The sequence below is a fragment of the Xenorhabdus kozodoii genome, from assembly GCF_002632875.1.
Classification (GTDB): domain Bacteria; phylum Pseudomonadota; class Gammaproteobacteria; order Enterobacterales; family Enterobacteriaceae; genus Xenorhabdus; species Xenorhabdus kozodoii.
Genome location: NZ_NJCX01000005.1, coordinates 164,516 through 183,343 on the forward strand (window position 1 = coordinate 164,516; position 18,828 = coordinate 183,343).

Annotated in this window: 15 protein-coding genes and 4 pseudogenes; 14 read left to right on the forward strand and 5 right to left on the reverse strand. The window is 47.1% G+C overall.

Annotation, left to right across the window (positions count from 1 at the left end; genetic code table 11):
* Nucleotides 1–2 precede the first annotated feature (2 nt).
* The gene (rlmD, locus tag Xkoz_RS04910) at nt 3–1,340 is read right to left on the reverse strand and encodes a 23S rRNA (uracil(1939)-C(5))-methyltransferase RlmD (RefSeq protein WP_099141125.1); all 1,338 of its coding nucleotides are present in this window, start codon (nt 1,338–1,340) and stop codon (nt 3–5) included.
* 53 nt (nt 1,341–1,393) lie between these two features.
* On the opposite strand from rlmD, the gene Xkoz_RS04915 reads away from it, so the two are divergent.
* Nucleotides 1,394–3,736 carry an ATP-binding protein gene (locus Xkoz_RS04915; protein WP_099141096.1) on the forward strand — a complete coding sequence of 781 codons (2,343 nt, stop codon included), beginning with the start codon at nt 1,394–1,396 and terminating at the stop codon, nt 3,734–3,736.
* Here Xkoz_RS04915 and dgt read toward each other — a convergent pair.
* Nucleotides 3,726–5,252: a dGTPase gene (gene dgt / locus Xkoz_RS04920; RefSeq protein WP_099141098.1), complete on the reverse strand. Its 1,527-nt coding sequence runs from the start codon at nt 5,250–5,252 to the stop codon at nt 3,726–3,728. The genes Xkoz_RS04915 and dgt overlap by 11 nt on opposite strands.
* 136 nt (nt 5,253–5,388) lie before the next feature.
* Here dgt and mtnN point away from each other — a divergent pair, with 136 nt between their 5' ends.
* Nucleotides 5,389–6,087 carry a 5'-methylthioadenosine/S-adenosylhomocysteine nucleosidase gene (mtnN, locus tag Xkoz_RS04925; protein WP_099141100.1) on the forward strand — a complete coding sequence of 233 codons (699 nt, stop codon included), beginning with the start codon at nt 5,389–5,391 and terminating at the stop codon, nt 6,085–6,087.
* A gap of 27 nt (nt 6,088–6,114) precedes the next feature.
* Nucleotides 6,115–6,966, forward strand: coding sequence for a vitamin B12 ABC transporter substrate-binding protein BtuF (gene btuF, locus Xkoz_RS04930; RefSeq protein ID WP_099141102.1), 852 nt, complete (start codon nt 6,115–6,117; stop codon nt 6,964–6,966).
* Nucleotides 6,967–7,199: 233 nt separating this feature from the next.
* Here the strand turns inward: btuF and Xkoz_RS20465 are convergent, their stop codons facing one another.
* Nucleotides 7,200–7,385 (reverse strand): hypothetical protein, encoded by a 186-nt coding sequence (locus tag Xkoz_RS20465; protein ID WP_167386557.1) that lies wholly within the window; start codon nt 7,383–7,385, stop codon nt 7,200–7,202.
* Between Xkoz_RS20465 and Xkoz_RS04935 the strand changes: the two are divergent.
* The 5 genes and pseudogenes from Xkoz_RS04935 to Xkoz_RS26525 all read left to right on the forward strand — a co-directional run.
* Nucleotides 7,350–7,760: pseudogene (locus tag Xkoz_RS04935) on the forward strand (transposase); the annotation flags it as partial. The gene Xkoz_RS20465 and the pseudogene Xkoz_RS04935 overlap by 36 nt on opposite strands.
* Nucleotides 7,761–8,074: 314 nt before the next feature.
* On the forward strand, nt 8,075–8,632 hold the full coding sequence (locus tag Xkoz_RS25525) for a scabin-related ADP-ribosyltransferase (protein WP_099141106.1): 558 nt from the start codon (nt 8,075–8,077) through the stop codon (nt 8,630–8,632).
* Nucleotides 8,633–8,663: 31 nt separating this feature from the next.
* Nucleotides 8,664–8,798: pseudogene (locus Xkoz_RS04945) on the forward strand (IS6 family transposase); the annotation flags it as partial.
* Nucleotides 8,799–9,122: 324 nt separating this feature from the next.
* A pseudogene (locus Xkoz_RS25530) lies at nt 9,123–9,308 on the forward strand (DUF4277 domain-containing protein); the annotation flags it as partial.
* Between the two features lie 4 nt (nt 9,309–9,312).
* A pseudogene (locus Xkoz_RS26525) lies at nt 9,313–10,020 on the forward strand (transposase); the annotation flags it as partial.
* Nucleotides 10,021–10,148: 128 nt separating this feature from the next.
* On the opposite strand, the gene Xkoz_RS04955 reads toward Xkoz_RS26525, so the two are convergent.
* Nucleotides 10,149–11,333: a benzoate/H(+) symporter BenE family transporter gene (locus Xkoz_RS04955; RefSeq protein WP_099141108.1), complete on the reverse strand. Its 1,185-nt coding sequence runs from the start codon at nt 11,331–11,333 to the stop codon at nt 10,149–10,151.
* A 96-nt stretch (nt 11,334–11,429) separates the two neighbouring features.
* Between Xkoz_RS04955 and Xkoz_RS04960 the strand changes: the two genes are divergently transcribed.
* Both Xkoz_RS04960 and Xkoz_RS04965 read left to right on the forward strand, forming a co-directional pair.
* On the forward strand, nt 11,430–12,023 hold the full coding sequence (locus tag Xkoz_RS04960; protein WP_099141110.1) for a helix-turn-helix domain-containing protein: 594 nt from the start codon (nt 11,430–11,432) through the stop codon (nt 12,021–12,023).
* A gap of 52 nt (nt 12,024–12,075) precedes the next feature.
* Nucleotides 12,076–12,981 (forward strand): DMT family transporter, encoded by a 906-nt coding sequence (locus Xkoz_RS04965; RefSeq protein ID WP_099141112.1) that lies wholly within the window; start codon nt 12,076–12,078, stop codon nt 12,979–12,981.
* 56 nt (nt 12,982–13,037) lie between these two features.
* Here Xkoz_RS04965 and erpA read toward each other — a convergent pair whose 3' ends face one another.
* Nucleotides 13,038–13,382 (reverse strand): iron-sulfur cluster insertion protein ErpA, encoded by a 345-nt coding sequence (gene erpA / locus Xkoz_RS04970; RefSeq protein ID WP_099141113.1) that lies wholly within the window; start codon nt 13,380–13,382, stop codon nt 13,038–13,040.
* A 221-nt stretch (nt 13,383–13,603) separates the two neighbouring features.
* Between erpA and hemL the strand changes: the two genes are divergently transcribed.
* From hemL to Xkoz_RS04990, 4 genes are all read left to right on the forward strand, one after another.
* Nucleotides 13,604–14,887, forward strand: a complete 1,284-nt coding sequence (hemL, locus tag Xkoz_RS04975; protein ID WP_099141114.1) for a glutamate-1-semialdehyde 2,1-aminomutase — start codon at nt 13,604–13,606, stop codon at nt 14,885–14,887.
* 273 nt (nt 14,888–15,160) lie between these two features.
* Nucleotides 15,161–15,832 carry a DUF2931 family protein gene (locus Xkoz_RS04980; protein WP_244183393.1) on the forward strand — a complete coding sequence of 224 codons (672 nt, stop codon included), beginning with the start codon at nt 15,161–15,163 and terminating at the stop codon, nt 15,830–15,832.
* Nucleotides 15,833–16,307: 475 nt separating this feature from the next.
* Entirely contained in the window at nt 16,308–18,065 is a 1,758-nt protein-coding gene (locus Xkoz_RS04985; RefSeq protein WP_099141115.1) for a type VI secretion system baseplate subunit TssF, read from the forward strand.
* 161 nt (nt 18,066–18,226) lie between these two features.
* A partial coding sequence (locus tag Xkoz_RS04990; protein ID WP_422646075.1) for a contractile injection system protein, VgrG/Pvc8 family occupies nt 18,227–18,828 on the forward strand: 602 nt, incomplete at its 3' end.

Sequence of the window (18,828 nt, forward strand, 5' to 3'; positions counted from 1 at the left end):
CCCTACTCGATACCTATCGGCTCACGGCTAAACAGGGCCATGGATTCCAGATGACCAGTATGCGGAAACATATCCAGCATCCGCACACCGACAAGATGATAACCCGCCTCCAGCAAGACCTTACTGTCCCGCGCGAGTGTTGTGGGGTTACAGGAAACGTAAACCACTTTTTCGGGGGCCAATTTTACAATATGTGCCATAACACCCGCCGCACCTGCGCGAGCGGGGTCCAGCAGCACTTTATTAAACCCTTGTGCAGCCCAAGGCTGCTGGTGAATATCCGATTCCAGATTTTCATGAAAAAAATCGACGTTATTAAGTTTATTGAGCTGAGCGTTATATTGCCCACTCGCCACCAACTCAGCAACCCCTTCTACACCCACTGTTGCCTGAACTTTAGTGGCGATCGGCAGGGTAAAGTTTCCCATGCCACAAAACAGATCCAATACTCTGTCTGTGGGTTGCAAATCCAGCCACGCCAATGCCTGTGATACCATTTGTTGGTTAACCACATCATTGACCTGAATAAAATCTTGTGGGCTGAACACCAATTTTAATCCATCCACCTGATACCACGGTGCTACATTCCCTGCCATCAAGGGTTCAAGGGATTTTTCATCGCCAAGCAGATAAATTGCCACATTGTACTGCACCGAAAAAATGCGCAGTGTTTCCTTATCTTCGGGCTTCAGTGGATCAAGATGGCGCAACACGACTAATGGGCCACTATCGGCCAAGACCAACTCCACATGCCCCAATCGTTTTACCCCATGCAAACCACTCAGGCATTGATACAACGGTTGCAATAATTGCTCCAATTCAGGACGCATAACAGGGCAGTGTTTGATATTCACCAAATCGTTGCTCTGGCTCTGGCGAAATCCCATCAACAGTGAGCGTTGCTTAGCATGATATTGCAGGCCGAGCCTGGCCCTGCGCCGATAACCATATTCTGGGCTGCGAATAATGGGATGTGCGCTGACGCTAATCCCGGTTTCCCGCTGGATCAGGCGCTCCAGTACACTGGCTTTGGTGTTAACCTGCAACTCAGTGGCAACATGTTGCTGCTGGCACCCACCGCACGCTTTAAAGTGTGGGCAGCGGGGTACTACGCGATGCGGGCTATCGGATAGCCTTTTCACGACCCTGGCCTTAGCAAATTGGCGTTTTTCTTCAGTCAGTTGGATCTGTGCCTGTTCATCTGGCAATAATCCAGGGATAAAGATAGTTTTGCCCTGATGGCGAGCAATGCCTTGCCCTTGCGCATCAAGATTATCTGCGGTAACGGAAATAATGCCTCGGTTTACGGAGCGACGATTTGGGGAGTAAAATTGCACCATGATTCTGACTGACTTTGAAAAATTGAGTTTTGATTTTCCCACAATGGACGCCTATGACCAAATATAGCCTACGCACCCGTATGATGAGCCTGATATTGGTTCCTGTTTTACTGGTCGGAACGCTTGTGAGTATATCATTTATCTCATACCGCTATTACGAGTTAAAGAGTTTGATAGTCCGCAGTGGGATCAGCATTATCGAACCCTTATCCATCGCCAGCGAAATGGGCATTAATCTGGACAATTTCCAGCAAGTTGACGCATTGATAAACAGCCTGCATCGCCGAAATTCTGAGATTGTCAGGGCCATTGCGATCTTTGATAAACATAACAAGTTATTCGATATTTCGAATGATAAGTATGATGTCAATCGCTTGAAGCTCACTGCCAACGAAGCCATGCCCATAACCTTGTCCAAAACGGAATACGGCAATAGTATCATCCTGAAGATGCCCATTATCTCAGAAGCCTCTTCGCCTAATCCCTGGAACACGTCCACCAGCAATACGCCGCCGATTGGCTACATCGCCATTGATTTGGATTTACGTGCCGCCCAACTCCAGCAATACAAGGAGATTGCCACTTCCATCATTCTGCTGATTTTGTGCCTTGGCGGAACAGCCCTGTTTGCCCATGTGCTGGTACGCAAAGTCACCCAACCCCTGAATTGCATGGTCAAAGCGGTCGATCGCATCCGTCAGGGACAACTGAATAGCCGCGTGACAGGCGCTATGCCTGGGGAGTTGGCTGCGCTGCAAAATGGTATTAATACCGTGGCAGAATCGCTCTCGAAATACAAAGATGAGATGCAACTTCATATCGATCAAGCCACTTCCGACTTGCAAATTACGATGGAGCAGTTGGAAATCCAGAATGTTGAGCTGACTATCGCCAAAAAGCGCGCTCAAGAGGCGGTCAGGATCAAAACGGAATTTCTGGCCAATATGTCCCACGAATTACGCACGCCACTTAATGGCGTTATTGGCTTTACCCGCCAGATGCTAAAAACCCCGATTACGCCACAACAGATGGAGTATCTGTATGTCATTGACCGATCGGCCAATAACTTACTGAAAATCATCAATGATATTCTGGATTTCTCACGGCTGGAGTCCAATAAATTGGTATTAGATCAAGTGCCTTTTCTGCTGAGGGATACCGTCAACGAAGTCATTGAACTATTAACACCCGCTGCCAATGCGAAAAACCTGCCCCTGCATCACCATATTGATGAGAGGTTACCCAATCTGATGATAGGTGACCCTATTCGTCTACAACAAATACTGACTAACCTGATGGGGAATGCCATTAAATTTACGGATAAAGGCAGCGTGACGCTGGATATCACATTACGCCAGCAGCAACACCACCTTGTACAACTTGATTTTACGGTGAGCGATACCGGTATCGGTATCAAGCCCGAATACCGCCCGATTCTGTTCCAGGCTTTCAATCAAGCGGATGCCAGCATTACCCGTCACTACGGCGGCACCGGGCTAGGGTTGAGCATCACCAAGCGATTGGTCAATGAGATGAAGGGAGACATTGACTTTACCAGCGAAGTCGCCAGAGGGACGGTCTTTTATTTTGATATCTGGCTGGAAAAAGAAGAATACCCATTCGGCTCATTCCCCGAACACTTGCCTATATCTTCGGCACCCGCGCGTTTACCTATGGCGGTCATGGCGGTGGACGATAATCCCGCTAACCTGAAATTGATTGGCACATTGCTAAATGAATTAGTTGAAAGCCCCTTTCTGTGCAGTAATGGCCTGGCGGCACTGGAAATAGCGAAACAACATTCGCTGGATCTGATTTTGATGGATATCCAGATGGCTGATCTGGATGGCATTCAAACGTCTGAGCAGATCCAACAGTTATCCCAACATAAAGAGACACCGATTGTGGCGGTTACCGCCTTTGCCTGCCAAGCGGCAAAAAGTGCCCCCTTTATCGACTGTCTTACCAAACCACTGGATGAAAACCGCCTGAAAACATTGCTGAACCAATATTGCCAGCCCCAAAAACCCCAGGCCATTGATTGGAATATGGCGTTAAAGCAAACCGCCGGCAAAGAATCACTGGCGCGGGAGATGCTGGAAATGCTGGTAGCCTCATTGCCCGATATGAAAGATAGGGTGAAACAGGCTTTAACTGCCGATGGCGAAGCAATCCGCAAACACTTCCAGCATGATGTTCACCAATTGCACGGCAGTTGCTGCTACAACGGTGTGCCTAAACTGAAAGCCATTTGCGAATTGGTTGAAAAACAGCTTCAACAAGGTGTTGCCCTGGCGGATCTGGAGCCAGAATTGCTGGAATTCATCGACGAGATCAATCACGTCATGGCAGCTGCGCCCGATATGCTCAGGCCAGCCGAGCCTGTCATTTTGTGACCATAAACTTACGATATTCTTCGTAAGCGTAATTATCCGTCATGCCACTGATATAGTCCTGAATCAGACGCGCCCGATAATAAAATTCGATCACATCTTTTTCGGCCTCATCAGTGGCAATAATTCCCTCGACAGCTTCACCATAAGCCAAACGATGCTTGGTCGAAAGTTTGTGTAGCAGGCGCGTTTCAATAAAATATTTTTTGTGAAAATTATTCTGGTTTAGCGCCATAAAATCCTGACGAGGCAATGCCAGTAAAGGGCTATAGACATCCAGCAATCCGGTAATAATCCGGTATCCCTGTAACTCCAGTTCTTCCACTTCAGGGTGATTGAAAACCCGTTTAAGGGTGACATTTTTTAAGGTTTTCAATAAACGGTGTTCATCTCCATTTCCTTCCAACAGGGCATGATTAAATGTGCCTGCATAGATTTCAGGCAGGTGTTCAATGAACAACTTGGCGGTATGAGGCACTAATTTCCCAGTGATAAATACCCGTAAATACATGAAAAATTGCTCGTGGATATTACGACGGGCTTCGTTATTGACAGTTTTCTGATAGGCTTGTTTCACTGTCGATTCGAACAAATCCCCTTTTTTGTGCCCGCCGTTTTCCTCCCACTCTTTTTTCAGATGTTCCACCAATTGCTCGACATTAAAAATGCCTTTTTCAACCGCATCGTCCAAATCCGCAATGCAATATGAAATATCATCGGCGGCTTCCATAATATAGGTCAGCGGGAAACGACAGAAATCCCCCATTTGCAGTTCTTTTTTCAACTCACAGATAAAACTATCTTCTGACCAGTAATAGCCTATTTTCTTCATCAGATAACTGAATTCAGCCGGCGTCTCTTCCAGACGATAGGCCGGACACGTGTATTTCAATATGCAGCCAATTTGGGCATACGTCAGGTTCAAGCGCAGCAGATTATGCGCCAAACGGATAGCCTGGGCATTACCTTCAAACTGGCATAAGTCTTTACGCAATTGGCGACGGAACAGATCTTTCTTCGCTTCTCCCGTCAAACGCAATGCCGCGACCTGACAGTCATCCCGCCGCGTTTCTGTTTTCAGCGAATAATCAGGATCTAATCGGCGGAAAAACCAATCCCGGATCGCCGCTTCACCAAAATGTCCAAATGGGGGATTGCCGATATCGTGCATCAGGCAGGCCATCTCAATCAGGCTTTCAAAAGCCGCCAGGCGATCACTCAACCCATATTTTTTCAATAAATCTTGCTTTGCCAGCTCGGCAATAATCGTTTTCGAGATATAGCGTCCGGTTTGCTGCACTTCGAGCGAATGCGTCAACCGGCTGCGGACAGCCGCATTACGTTCCAGTGGAAAGACCTGCGTTTTCTGCTGCAACCGCCGGATAGCGGCGGAATTGATGATCCGCCCACGATCACTTTCAAATTGGCGGTTCACTTGCTCTTCATCATCAGGATGAATGGAAGATTTACTGAACTTGCGTTGGTAATTCAACTTCTGCTTGAAATCAATCTTAGACATTAATCCCCCCATGCCAAATGAAACGATTATTTAAAACTGGGATCTGCGGTAAATAACCATTCAATGATACACTTGCCGACTAAATCAGCCTGTTAATATAGGCAACAATCCATTAATAACAAGCGAGTATGACACAATGAAAATAGGTGTAATAGGTGCAATGGAACAAGAAGTGACTTTACTGCGTGACCAGATCGAAGGTTTGCAGACATTGTCACGGGGTGGATGTGAAATCTATACCGGCAAACTGAATGGCGTTGATATCGCCTTGTTGAAATCCGGCATCGGTAAAGTCTCCGCCGCACTTGGAACCACCTTATTGATTGAACATTGCCAGCCAGATATCGTGATTAATACGGGGTCAGCCGGCGGCCTTGATCCTAAACTGAAAGTGGGCGATATCGTGGTTTCCCAAGAGGTTCGTTACCATGATGCCGATCTTACCGCCTTTGGTTATGAACCCGGTCAGATGGCACAATGCCCGGCCGCATTTATGGCTGACGATGCCCTGATCGCCCTGGCAGAAAAATGTATCCAATCCCTTAATCTGCACGCTGTCCGCGGCCTGGTTTGCAGCGGTGATGCCTTTATCAATGGGTCAGAGCCACTGGCACGCATTCGCGCCACCTTCCCGAACGTTGCTGCGGTTGAAATGGAAGCGGCGGCCATTGGTCATGTTTGCCATCAATATCGCATTCCTTTTGTGGTTGTTCGGGCTATTTCTGACGTTGCCGATCAAGAGTCCCATCTCAGTTTTGATGAATTCTTGGTTGTCGCAGCGCGTGAATCGACACGGATGGTCAACGCCATGCTGACTGAACTCAGCAAACAGTAAACCATCAATGAAAGTGGAGCACTGATCATGAAATCAGGGTTGAAAATCATTCCCCATCGATCCCTTTGGCTGGCATTCTTATGCCTTTTGTATAGCTTTTGGTGTGGTTTCAGTGCCCCACTTTATGCCGCAGCTTCCCGCGTAATTAGCCTTGCACCATCAACGACAGAGCTGGCATATGCGGCGGGGCTGGGTGATCAGCTTGTTGCAGTTAGTGCTTACTCCGATTATCCCGAAGCCGCGAAAAAATTAGAGCAAGTTGCTGACTGGCAAGGCATCAATGTTGAACGGATTATCGCCCTGAAACCCGATCTGGTTCTGGCATGGCGGGGCGGCAATCCCCAACGTCCTTTGGAACAGCTTGCTGCGTTAGGTATCCCCATCCTGTATTCAGAGGTGAAAAAAGTAGAAGATGTCGCAACAGAGCTGGAACGGCTCGCGGCCTATAGCCAACACCCCGATATAGCCAAGAAATCAGCCGCAGACATTATTATTAAATTCAATCAATTAAAACAAAAATACGCCAACCTGAACCCCAAACCCGTCTTCTTACAATTTGGTATGCATCCGATTTTTACCTCCTCTGGCCATACTCTCCAAAGCGAGATTATCTCGGTATGTGGTGGTAAAAATATTTTCGCCGATAGCCCCGTACCGTGGCCTCAGGTTAACCGTGAGCAAGTGCTTACCCGCAAACCGGAAGTGATTGTCATCGGTGGAACGGAAGAGCAAAAACAGCAGGTCGCGGATTTTTGGCAATCACAGATGAACGTCAATGTCATCGCCCTGAACGATGACTGGTTTAGCCGTGCAGGACCAAGAATTATTTTGGCGGCAGAACAACTTTGTAACCGATTAAATCATGCCACCGCTCATTAAGTACCGCCTGATAATCAAAGAAAAAGAACAATTATCCGATACTGTAATTATTTTTTATTAAATAAATATTGAGAAAATATATTAACGCCCTGCTTATCACAGGGACATGATTTATCTTTCTAATTTAATATCCATTAACTTGAAGATGATTTTCTTTTTATACGCATTAAACTTCAAGTTGCAATTTACAACACTATATGAAACCTGATTTATCCCCGCTGCGCGGGGAGGTATCAGACGCATCTTGAAAGGCGACGGGTATAACTAGGAAATATATATTCACCTTTCATCGCCAAAAAAGAGCCTGACATTCCACCAAAAACACCGCCACCAATAATAATCCGCCATTCCGCACCACATTCTTGATTTAAAAATAGTGTGATTTGAAACACTACAGCGGCGGCGCAGTGGTTCATCATTATTATGATCACCACAGCCGGCAATACCGGCGACAAACCTTATCCCAAGAAGAGATGATACGCCGTTATGTCAGCCATATCCCTGCACGCCATTTTAAAATGATCCGCTATTACGGTTTTTTAGCCAATCGCAAACGTGGAAACCTATTACCCAAGGTGTATGACGCATTGGACATGATCTCCCCTAGCGTACCGGAAAAACCGGGCTTTGCCTCACTGATAAAAGGGTTTTTAAATACCGATCCGTACCAATGTATTTTATGTGGCAACCGGCTGCGGTTTATGAGCGCGGAAAAAGGGATCCATGCCGCTGCGTTACTGTCAGCAAGGCGCGATAAAATGGCGAAAAAACGATGGTTACAAACGGCAGCCTAGGATAGATGCGCCTAAAATTCGGTTTTCAGATGATAATTTGACCCATCGGCTAATGTCATGCTTAAGCAAAGATAAAATAGCCAGAATTTAATACGAGTACAGACATCAAAATATCCTCATTAATGAGTCACTGTCTTCATTGAAATTCCTAACCATGAACCGATTATCTTCGTTATTATAACTTACTCCGATACGTACGGTGAACAATTTAGTTATCGCCCGAGGAATACGCCCCCTCAGAAAAGTGGCCTAATTTTGTTGTGCTAAACACTGACGAAAATCTCAAATATCCATACAGGACAGGCGGAAACACAATGCAAGAATACTTATTAAGAAAAAAAAGGATCCTAGCGAGATTTGTAACAAGAAAATCACTACCAGCTTTTACCTATCGTTGGGACACGAGACCTCCTGACGTTATCTCACGTGATGGTTTCTATTCTCGGAATAGATATGGAAGGATTTCTATAAGGGAACATGTAAATAACAGTTATGAATCGGGTCCTTGGAAAGGTCAACTGACAAGGGGGAGTAGTCAATATGTATCCACCGGGGCATATGGCATGCTAAAGACGTTAGACGGTACTTTTGCCCAACAAGCACCCAATTCTTATCTTTACAAAATAAATACAAGAATTGCAGCTGAAAGCGGTGCTTTTCATGATGTAAACGCTCATTTTGATCACTTAGGGCTACCTCTCACATATCGAACGCAACGAGAATGGATAAAAGAGGGCGGAATTAAACCAGCAGCAATCATTCAATATATGACTGGGCAGAGGTTTATGGACCAATATAATCATCATAGAAATGAAGCTCCGGATGAGCAAGCTCTAGCTGGATGGTCGCCCCTGTCTGCTTTCAGGAGATGATTTCTTTCAAGGGGTCCAGTGGGTGATCCATAGAAACCGAGCTTGGTCGACGTTCCAAGGCTTTGAAACGTTGCGAAAGCGGAATGACGGTCAATTTGATGATTGGCTGCGCCGTTACGCCCCCTCAGTCCGGGTATGGGAGCAATCTGCCTTTATGAATCGATGATCCAATATAGAGGCAGTTTTCGCTTAAAAAGCGCATTCACCTTGCGCAAAAAATAGACGTATTTATTATTTGCAACAAGCCCCTTAAAGTCAAAACCCCCCATAAAGATAGTATTCAATTATCTGTTAAAATCTGATTTTGGATTACCATAATGAAAAAGTTTGAAAATCATGAGGACATTTTATGTATAACCGCCATTCCGTACCACATTCCTGATTTAAAAATAGTGTGATCTTGCCCCTATTTGGGGGCTTTAATACATTGGGCTGGATTGACGGTGGCCGCCAATTTTGATCTATTACTTTTATTTGCCGAAAAACGAATATGTCCACACCAGAACCCGCCATTAAACGTCTTGATCATCTTGGTCTTATCGCCGCTTTTTGTCATGAAATCGGTTTGCCCCGCATGATTGATGCCATTATCCCAAAATATTCAGCACATATCGTCTCTCACGGCGATGCTTTTCTGGCGATGATCCTTAACGGGCTGGGGTTTCACAGCCGGACATAATGGCGGTGTTCCTCAACGTTGGCTACTGGTGAACAGCACGGCGGCGGCAAAACGTGAAGGCCAGACTTTCAGGAAAAATACGCTTAAAGAGACAGAAAAAGAGCATAAACAGTTCGGCAAACTGGGCAAAAAGCCCTTTGCCTGCCGGGAAGATGCCTGACAGGCGCTGCATGATTTTGAGTCTCAATGCCCGTTTATCGGCATTGCATCGCCGGAAATTCAGGCGATTACCACGTATGCGGGGCGGGGAAACCCGGCAAGGATAAACAGCCCAAACGAGTTCATTATCAATTAGCGGGTCAGGTTTATACCCGGTTAGACAATGTGAAACTGGCCAGATTGCGGGTCGGGATGTTTATTTTAGCGACCAATGAATGGGATGAAGAACAGCTTGATATGGCGGCTTTACTGGCTAATTATAAGGCACAACAAAAGGGGGAGCGGATAGAAGCGCTGTTAATGGTAATGACATGTTGTCTCATGGTCTATGCAGCGTAAAATCCACCACGAACTGAAACAAAGCGTACCGTTTTTCCCTGATATGAAGAACAAGCAGACACAATCGCCAACCGCCCGTTGGGTGTTCCTGATTTTCGAAGGGATCAGCACCTTTGAATTTCAAGAACATAACATGGTGACAGGAATGCAATCTTACCACCATGAGCTTTTGAGTTTATTAGGTTCACAATATAAAGCGATTTATTCCTGAATGAGGTGCGGAATGGCGGATGATAATTCTTTTTAGCATCAAATTTAAAACTTATCCGCAAAGCGGAAATAATTGTCATAGGGCAGAACAACTTTGTAGCCAGTTAAATCATGCCAACCAGAATTAATCTATTTTTTCATCCCAATACGTTTTTTCAGCACGCCATGGGCAATAATTCCACTGGTCAATCCCCAAAATGCCGAACTGATACCCAGTAAATTGGCGCCAGATGCAGTGACAAGGAAGCAGATAATGGCCGCATCTCTGGTGTCATCATCCTTGATTGCTTGATTCAGGCTACTTGTAAAGGTGCCAAGAAGCGCTAAACCTGCCAACGTTTTTATTAATGGGACGGGAAAAGCGCTAAATAAATAAAAAATTGCCCCACCAAAAAGGCCAGCCAATAGATAGAAAAAACCGGCGCTTACTGCGGCAAGATACCGCTTTTTCGGATCGGGATGGACATCGCTTCCCATACAAATCGCGGCCGTAATGGCGGCAATACAAATGCTAAATCCCCCAAAAGGAGCCAGAATCATTGCCGCTAATGATGTCGAACTCAGTAATTTAGAGGTACGGGGAGGATATCCCGCCGCCTGTAAGGTAGCAATGCCCGGCGCGTTTTGTGACGCCATCGTGACGATGAAAAATGGGATACCCACGCCAATCAGTGTGGTTGCGCTAAATTGTGGCATGACAAAGTCAGGTAGGGAAAACATCACATTTTCCCCCGCAAAATTGAAATCGCCGCTGAGAATACAGATGATCAATCCCGCCGCAAGCGTCGAAATGATGGCATATAACGGAAAATAGCGACGGGTCAGTAAGTAGATGAGTAACATGATGCCACAAAGCCAAAAGTTGATTTGTAGCATTTCAAACGCCTCCAAACCGAAGCGAAGTAATATTCCGGCAAGCATCGCCGCCGCTATTGTGTGCGGGATGTAGTTCATCAATCGGGCAAACAGTCCGGTAATACCACATATCAACATTAAGGCCGACGCGAAGATAAACATGCCGATGGCTTCGTTAACAGAAGTGTTCGGCAAATTTGTCGCCAGTAATGCCATTCCTGGCGTCGACCAGGCCGTTAAAATGGGGGTACGATAATAGAGTGACAAACCCATTGTTGTTATCCCCATTCCCACACCCAGCATACTTAGCCAGGCACCTATTTGCGATGGCTCGACGCCAATTGCCGTCACCGCCTGAAGAATGATGGCAACGGAACTGGCATAGCCCACCAGCACCGCAACAAATCCTGTGACAAGTGTTGCTGGTGAAAAATCCCTGAAAAATGATAGCCTAGACATATGATATTACCTATCGGACGTTATAGCGGACGACAGTGAGCGTATCATCGTCCGTTATAACGTTCAATCATGTAGCCATTTTTTAAGAAGACACCTATGAGTGATATCACATCGAAAGTTGCCGAAAAATTTAAATTATTAAGAGCCTCTCAAGGGTTAAGTCTCAGTCAGGCGGCTAAGCTCACGGGGGTTAGCAAAGCGATGCTTGGGCAAATTGAACGCGGCCAATCAAGCCCAACGATTTCGACACTCTGGAAGATCGCAACGGGCTTTAATATTGCTTTCTCAACGTTTTTAGAAGGCGCAGCTCCCCAATCCCAACCGGTATTACATCGATTCAATACATTGCCAATCTTTGAACAAAACAACTCAGGTATGCGTGTCACGCCACTCATTCCCTTTGATGACGAACTCTTCATTGATTTGTTCAAAATAGAATTGTTACCCGGTGCCTCAAGTGAATCCTCTCCACATGAATTCGGGGTAATCGAGCATGTTATCGTGCTTAGTGGCGAGTTGGATCTGCGGCTTAATGACACCTGGCATAAAATCTCAGCGGGGGAATCCATGCGTTTTCATGCCAATTGCCACCATGCTTACGCTAATTCAGGCGATAAGACGGTCATTATCCATAACCTTATTCACTATCCCCATAATGAATTAAAAGATAACCCCCTACAGTATAAATAAAATATTTTAACGCTTTGTTACGCTTACTTTTTTATTGGGATAATTTCAGGATATGAATAACGCGTTTTATCAACGGGCTGAATGCTATGCGCTCACGGCCGCCATGCTGAATGGCACTATCGGCATATTCACCCATTTCGGCCTAAATTCAGGGATCAGCCACCATCAAGTTGCCTTCTGGAAATGCTTTATTGCTTTTCTGATACTGTTAATCTATTGCCTGCTAAGGCCTGCTGAACGACGGACATTTTTTGCGTTACGGCATAAAAGCCTACAATTTGCCATCCTCGCTTTCTTTGGGATTTTTTGCCTCTATTTCTTCGAAACCTGGGCATTTAAGGAAGCCTCCGTTCCGCTGGTGTCTTTTTTGACCTATGCCGCGGGCGGCATTACCCTCCTCCTCTCTTCGCTGTTTTTGGGCGAAAAGATGGGCATCAACAAATGCCTGTCATTTGTACTCATCCTCGTGGGCGTTTACTGCCTGTTTAATTTCGCGGAACAGATCGACAGTAGCCCTATCGGTATCGTGCTCGCACTATTGGGTGGTCTGGGATATGCCCTGTTTATCTTTTTCTCAAAACTCATGAACATCGGCAGTGGAATTTCTGTCCTTGTCTGGTTATTTGGCTTTGGCACGGTTTACCTTGCTGTTCCTGCCATATTGGAAGGGTTACAGATCCCTTCTGGCATCGCGTTACTCACCATTTTGGGACTGGTGCTGCTGCCCTCTATTGGTGGCTTTTACCTTACGACCAAAGCGGTAGAAAAAGGGGAGGCAAGTAGCGTGCAAATTACTGAAACCAGTGAGCCACTATTTTCGACGTTATTTGCATTTCTGATTATCGGAGAAACCTTAGGATGGTTGGGTACACTGGGGGCATTTTTCATTATGTCTGGTTTGGTATTCAGCATTGTCAAAAAGCCTCACCAGCCACAATTTATTTCGTCGGAAAGATAAAAAAACAGCCTCCCTTCCAAGCAGGAGGCTATTAATTGCCATTGTGGTTTTTTCAATCAGACACTGAAAGAAGAGCCACAGCCACACGTCGTTTTTGCATTCGGATTGGAAACAATAAAACGGGAGCCTTCCAACCCTTCCGTATAATCCACACAAGCGCCTACCAAATATTGCAGGCTCATTGGGTCAACAACCAATTCAACCCCTTGTTTCTGGATCGTCATATCACCCTCGTTAATTTGGTCATCGAAAGTGAAACCATACTGGAAGCCGCTACAACCACCGCCTGTAATATAAACCCGCAGGCGCAAATTCGGGTTATCTTCATCAGCTACCAACACCTTAACCTTATTGGCGGCGGCATCAGTAAACTGCAAAGGCAATGCAACATCATCGCTCATATTTTTACTCCAGTCCGGGGTTCCGGTAATAATACTCGGAAAGTCATTTTATGCTTTCTGATTAGTTAGCCGGGATTATCCAATACCTGACTGATTCGTTCAAGTTTTGTCACCTGAATGCAGTAACTCAAAAGATGAAGGGCATAGGATGATTTGGCTTCCCTATTGGGGTATTTTAGAATGCTTTCCTATATCCCGTGATCTTTCAGGAGCTTTTATTCATGAGCCAGTCCGAAATGCTTTACTCTCAGGCCAAACAGGTGATCCCTGGTGGCGTCAATTCACCTGTACGTGCTTTTAACGGTGTGGGTGGGACACCGGTTTTTATTCAACGTGCTGATGGCGCTTATCTTTATGATGTTGATGGCAATGCTTATATCGATTATGTCGGTTCATGGGGACCCATGGTTCTCGGACATAATCACCCGGCTATCCGTAACGCCGTTATTGAGGCCGCAGAGCGGGGCTTAAGTTTTGGTGCGCCAACCGCAGCCGAAGTCGAAATGGCAAAACAGGTCACTGAACTGGTGCCTTCCATGGATATGGTTCGTATGGTGAACTCAGGTACAGAAGCCACAATGAGCGCCATTCGCCTGGCGCGTGGTTATACCCAGCGTGACAAAATCATTAAATTCGAAGGTTGCTACCACGGCCATGCCGATTGTTTGCTGGTCAAAGCCGGATCGGGTGCCCTGACTATTGGTCAGCCAAACTCACCCGGCGTTCCCGCTGATTTTGCTAAACATACCCTGACGTGTGTTTACAATGACCTAGATTCTGTTCGTGAAGCCTTCGAAAAATATCCAGAAGAAATTGCCTGTATTATTGTCGAACCCGTCGCGGGAAATATGAACTGCATTCCACCGCAGCCTGAATTCCTGCCGGGGTTGCGTAAATTATGTGATGAATTTGGTGCCCTGCTCATTATTGATGAAGTGATGACCGGTTTTCGTGTTGCACTGGGTGGCGCACAAGCGTATTACGGTGTTAAGCCAGATTTGACCTCCCTTGGCAAAATCATCGGTGGCGGTATGCCTGTCGGGGCTTTTGGTGGCCGTCTGGAAATTATGGAAAAACTGGCGCCAACCGGGCCTGTTTATCAGGCGGGAACCCTTTCCGGTAACCCGATCGCGATGGCTGCCGGGCTTGCTTGCCTAAAAGAAGTCGCGCAAGCGGGTGTGCACCAACGCTTGAGCGAATTGACCGACATGCTGGCAGTGGGTTTAAAAAAGGCGGCATCAGAAGCCAATATTCCTCTGGTCGTTAACCACGTTGGCGGTATGTTCGGTCTCTTTTTTACTGATGCACAAAGCGTTACCTGTTATCAGGATGTCATGAACTGCGATGTAGAACGTTTCAAACAATTCTTCCACCTGATGCTGGAGGAAGGTATCTATCTGGCGCCTTCGGCATTTGAAGCGGGCTTTATGTCCATCGCCCATTCAGATGAAGATATCCAGCGCACTGTTGATGCGGCAGCACGCTGTTTTGCAAAACTAAACTAAAATATTTTCCTACTCACATTCCAGACGCCACTCTTTTCCATGATCCGTGGCGTCTGGATAACTATTTACACCAAAGCCCGTATTGCCTGATCAGTTTCTGGCGATAAGACCCAAGGTGATACGTATCCGGTAGGGATTGCTTATGCGAACCGTCCTAATGACGATTGGCGCAGAGCTATTTTTGATAATAACGGTAAGGATATTTCAAAATGAGGAGAAAAATATTAATTTTATTCATTATTAATAGGACATATCCTGCTGATACTAGGGGGATTGGCTTATATATACATTACAGAGCTTGCTAAGGCGTTTGGGTATTCAGAAAACCGTGTAGTGAATTATAAGCCGATTGTACGTCACAGTGAGCCACTTCCCTATAACAGGTGGGAGTTTAACTTCGTTACGCCGAAATTTTTTTACGCCAGCATCAGCTTTGTCCAATTTTGGGATGAAGATGACTATGTCGTACAAAAATTTATGCCTGATGGTGCTGATTCAGATTTTAGTAGCATAGACAGATGGGATAAAAAAGCAGGAGGAATAGGAGGTGTTGTCAAAAATCACGGTGAAGCCCTACCTCAGTCATTATTGGTTTGTTGGGATTCGGTGATCGATAAAAAAACCTATCAGACAAAATTTATTTTTACGCCAGATGTCAGAAAATTGATGAGAGAACCTTCTGCCGGGCACTTGATTAAAGATCGCATATTCTATCGTGATACGCTATTTATTGGCCTGGCTCCAGGTGGAACTGCCAAAGCTTGGTTACGGGGTTATAGTAAAAATAACGGCAATAATATGTTGGTCTCTACAGGTGAATCAGTTTCTGGCGATAAGATGACTGTATGCCAGGATAAAACAAAGCATCCTGATGGCTATGGTGAATATTCTGAGGAAATAAAATCCTTTATCAAGGGGAAAGAATACCCTTATGGGGAATGGTAATGTGAGGATGTTTTGGTCATGCATTCAATCCGTTGATCGCGGTTAAATTAAGTCAATGCTCATGTGTTTATTTTTTATTAAAAAATAATATCCTATTTTTTGAGTTATTTAATTTCTTTTAAAATAAACTTGACCGTTATGACATTTTTATATCTAAATGACTTACTGCCATGATCACGCTTTACGAGAGTGTCGGTTATTGTTTTTTAATTCAGAAAAACCCCTAAAAATTAGCAAACAAGGATTTTTTACCAAATGCAAAAAATACTTCACCAGACATTCCCTATTTTTATCTAAATTTCTGCCCAAATACGATTAACATCCCGATATCCTGCCAAAACCAGACGAAAATTGAATCTAATTGGTTAATTAATTTTACCTATAACTATGTACAATAAACCACCTTAACTGACTGAATGCCCGTTTTCATTCAGCACAAAACGAACCCTAATAGATAAAACATAAATTAAATAGAATGAACAACAATAAAGAATCTTTGTACCTGCAAGAACGTGCCTACCTGCGGTTACTGGCGCAGCGCGTGGCGAAAGATTCGCCGCACCTGGCCGATTTTCTGGCCGAATCCCATGACCCCGATATTCAACGCGTCTTCGAAGCCTTTGCCTTCTTAATTGCCAAACTACGGCATAAACTGGAGGATGATTTCCCCGAAATTATCCACGGCATTCTCTCACGCATCTGGCCGTTGGCTCTGTGCCCGATCCCGCCCACCACCATCATGCAGTTTGCCCCCATTAAGGGCGAGCACCAGGGCACTGCCGATATTCCGCTCGGCACCGCCGTATCGGCCAACCTTAACGGGCAATTACTCACCTTTCAAACCGGCCGCCCCCTGCATATTGAGCCGTTGAACGTGCAACAGCGCACGGTGAAAAAAACCGGCACCCACAGTGAAATTATCCTGACACTGTGCCAAACCGGCACGGCATCTTCGGTCTGGCAAAGTGGCTCGCTGACGTTCTTCCTCGGCACCGACACGGAGCGCGCCGCCCAGCTCAGCCTGTGGCTGGATCAGCACATTTGTGATGTCAGCCTGAACACACAGGGCGAGCGGCGAAAACTCAGCGGTTTCCCTTATGGCTGGCATAGCCTGCTTGACGAACCGCTGCTGCCCGCCGCCAAAAGTCCCTATTCCGGCCTGCAACCACTGCTCGAATATTATGCGTTGCCGGCGCTTTATCACTTCGTCACATTGGATATCCGTAGTCACTGTGCGCAAGTCCCGCTCAATGACGATGGCACGTTTGAGCTGGTTTTTCGGTTCGAGGGCGAACTGCCGCTGGATGATGTCGAGGATGCGTTTTTGCTGGGCTGCGTACCGGCCATTCATCTGGAAAACCAGACCAGCCCGCCCCTCCGGCTGGAGGCCGGTCATCACCGCTACCCGCTGCCACTGGGGGAGTCGGTGGGCTTGTACCGGCTGCGGGAAGTGAAGGTGGTGCAACAGCCCGATGACCATGAGCAACGGGGCACGCCCTGTCGTTGGCTGCCGATTGAACAGTTTACGCCTGCCGCGCATTTTCTGGGGGATGACCCGCAACCCGCCACGTTTTACTACCAGCCCCAGACTGAGACTGATTTTCTGGGCAGGCGACAGCACCGGCTGGGCTTTTTTGATTTGACCGGCAATCCGGCAAACCATCTGCCGGATATGGCGGTCTCGTGCGATTTCACCGGCTACCATAAACAGGCGCTGGCACTGGGGGAAAACACCCTCACCGTGACGCAGGAAAGCGCGCCGGCGCACCTTAGTGCCCGGAATATCACCCCGGTGGCGACCGATTACCCGCCGCTATTACAGGAAAATAACGGCTGGCCGCTGCTGGCCGGCCTCTCCAGCCCGCCGATGATGTTATTCGCCACCGACGGCCTGAAACAGTTTCTGCGCCTGTTTGACCGGCATACCGACACCAACCGCCCGCTGAGCCGCCAGTTCCAGCAACATATTGACGGCATTGTGCAGGTCAAAGAGCGCCTGACTGACCGCTTAAGGCATGGACAACCGGTTCGTGGGTATGTGCTGTCGCTCACCTTAAACCCCGATTGTTATCGCACCCCCGGCGAGATGTATCGCTTCTGCCGGCTCCTCAACCAGGCGATGGCTTGCTTTATCAGCCAGTCCACGTTTGTCATGCTGGAAATCTTTACCCCAGACAGTCACAAGGCGCTGTGGGAGTTCTGGCATGTCGACGGGCTGCGCCCGGCCATGTAGTGGATTAAAGGCACCGATGCGATAAACCATAAGGAAAAATCAACATGAAAAGTGGATTACGTTTTGTCTGCCACATCGCGGGCGTGGCGGAGGCCACCTTCGCCGTGGCCGAATTTTCCCTGCAAGAAGGCCTGTCCGAACTGTTTACCCTCAACCTGACGCTGGCCAGAACCGGCAATGCCAACCCATACAGGCCGCAGGCCGAGATGGATTTGGCCTCGCTGCTGATGCAGGAAGCCGTATTGCAGGTTTTTTACGGCGAGACGGCGCAGCGCAAAATCACCGGCATCATCTCCCACGCCGACTGGGCGGGCACCGATGGCAACAAAACGATTTATACCGTGACCGTGCGCCCTGCCTGCTGGCGCCTGACCCTCAACCAGGACAGCCGGATTTACCATCAGCAAAACGTGCCAGCCATCTTAACCCGCCTGCTGAAAAAGCACCGGGTGAAAGCGGATTCTAAGCTCTACGATGCGCATCAGGACCGGGAATATGTCACCCAGAAACGCGAATCCGATTATGCGTTTTTCAGCCGATTGGCGGCGGAAGAGGGATGCAGTTTTTGGTTCGAGGATGACACGCTGTTTTTCAGCGACAGCCATCTCGGCATGACCGCCGGCCTGCCCCTGCAATATCAGCCCCAGCCAGAAACCGCCCACGCGGTGGATACCATTTATCAGGTGCGACTGGGGGTTGGCATGAGCCCGCAACGCAGCCTGCACAAAGATTTCAACCCGGCGAACCCGCGCTACCCCCTCTC

Excerpts from the sequence above, each read along its gene's own strand:
- rlmD (WP_099141125.1), bottom strand. The coding sequence starts at position 1,340 with ATGGTGCAATTTTACTCCCCAAATCGTCGCTCCGTAAACCGAGGCATT.
- Xkoz_RS04915 (WP_099141096.1), top strand. The coding sequence starts at position 1,394 with ATGACCAAATATAGCCTACGCACCCGTATGATGAGCCTGATATTGGTT.
- dgt (WP_099141098.1), bottom strand. The coding sequence starts at position 5,252 with ATGTCTAAGATTGATTTCAAGCAGAAGTTGAATTACCAACGCAAGTTC.
- mtnN (WP_099141100.1), top strand. The coding sequence starts at position 5,389 with ATGAAAATAGGTGTAATAGGTGCAATGGAACAAGAAGTGACTTTACTG.
- btuF (WP_099141102.1), top strand. The coding sequence starts at position 6,115 with ATGAAATCAGGGTTGAAAATCATTCCCCATCGATCCCTTTGGCTGGCA.
- Xkoz_RS20465 (WP_167386557.1), bottom strand. The coding sequence starts at position 7,385 with ATGATGAACCACTGCGCCGCCGCTGTAGTGTTTCAAATCACACTATTT.
- Xkoz_RS25525 (WP_099141106.1), top strand. The coding sequence starts at position 8,075 with ATGCAAGAATACTTATTAAGAAAAAAAAGGATCCTAGCGAGATTTGTA.
- Xkoz_RS04955 (WP_099141108.1), bottom strand. The coding sequence starts at position 11,333 with ATGTCTAGGCTATCATTTTTCAGGGATTTTTCACCAGCAACACTTGTC.
- Xkoz_RS04960 (WP_099141110.1), top strand. The coding sequence starts at position 11,430 with ATGAGTGATATCACATCGAAAGTTGCCGAAAAATTTAAATTATTAAGA.
- Xkoz_RS04965 (WP_099141112.1), top strand. The coding sequence starts at position 12,076 with ATGAATAACGCGTTTTATCAACGGGCTGAATGCTATGCGCTCACGGCC.
- erpA (WP_099141113.1), bottom strand. The coding sequence starts at position 13,382 with ATGAGCGATGATGTTGCATTGCCTTTGCAGTTTACTGATGCCGCCGCC.
- hemL (WP_099141114.1), top strand. The coding sequence starts at position 13,604 with ATGAGCCAGTCCGAAATGCTTTACTCTCAGGCCAAACAGGTGATCCCT.
- Xkoz_RS04985 (WP_099141115.1), top strand. The coding sequence starts at position 16,308 with ATGAACAACAATAAAGAATCTTTGTACCTGCAAGAACGTGCCTACCTG.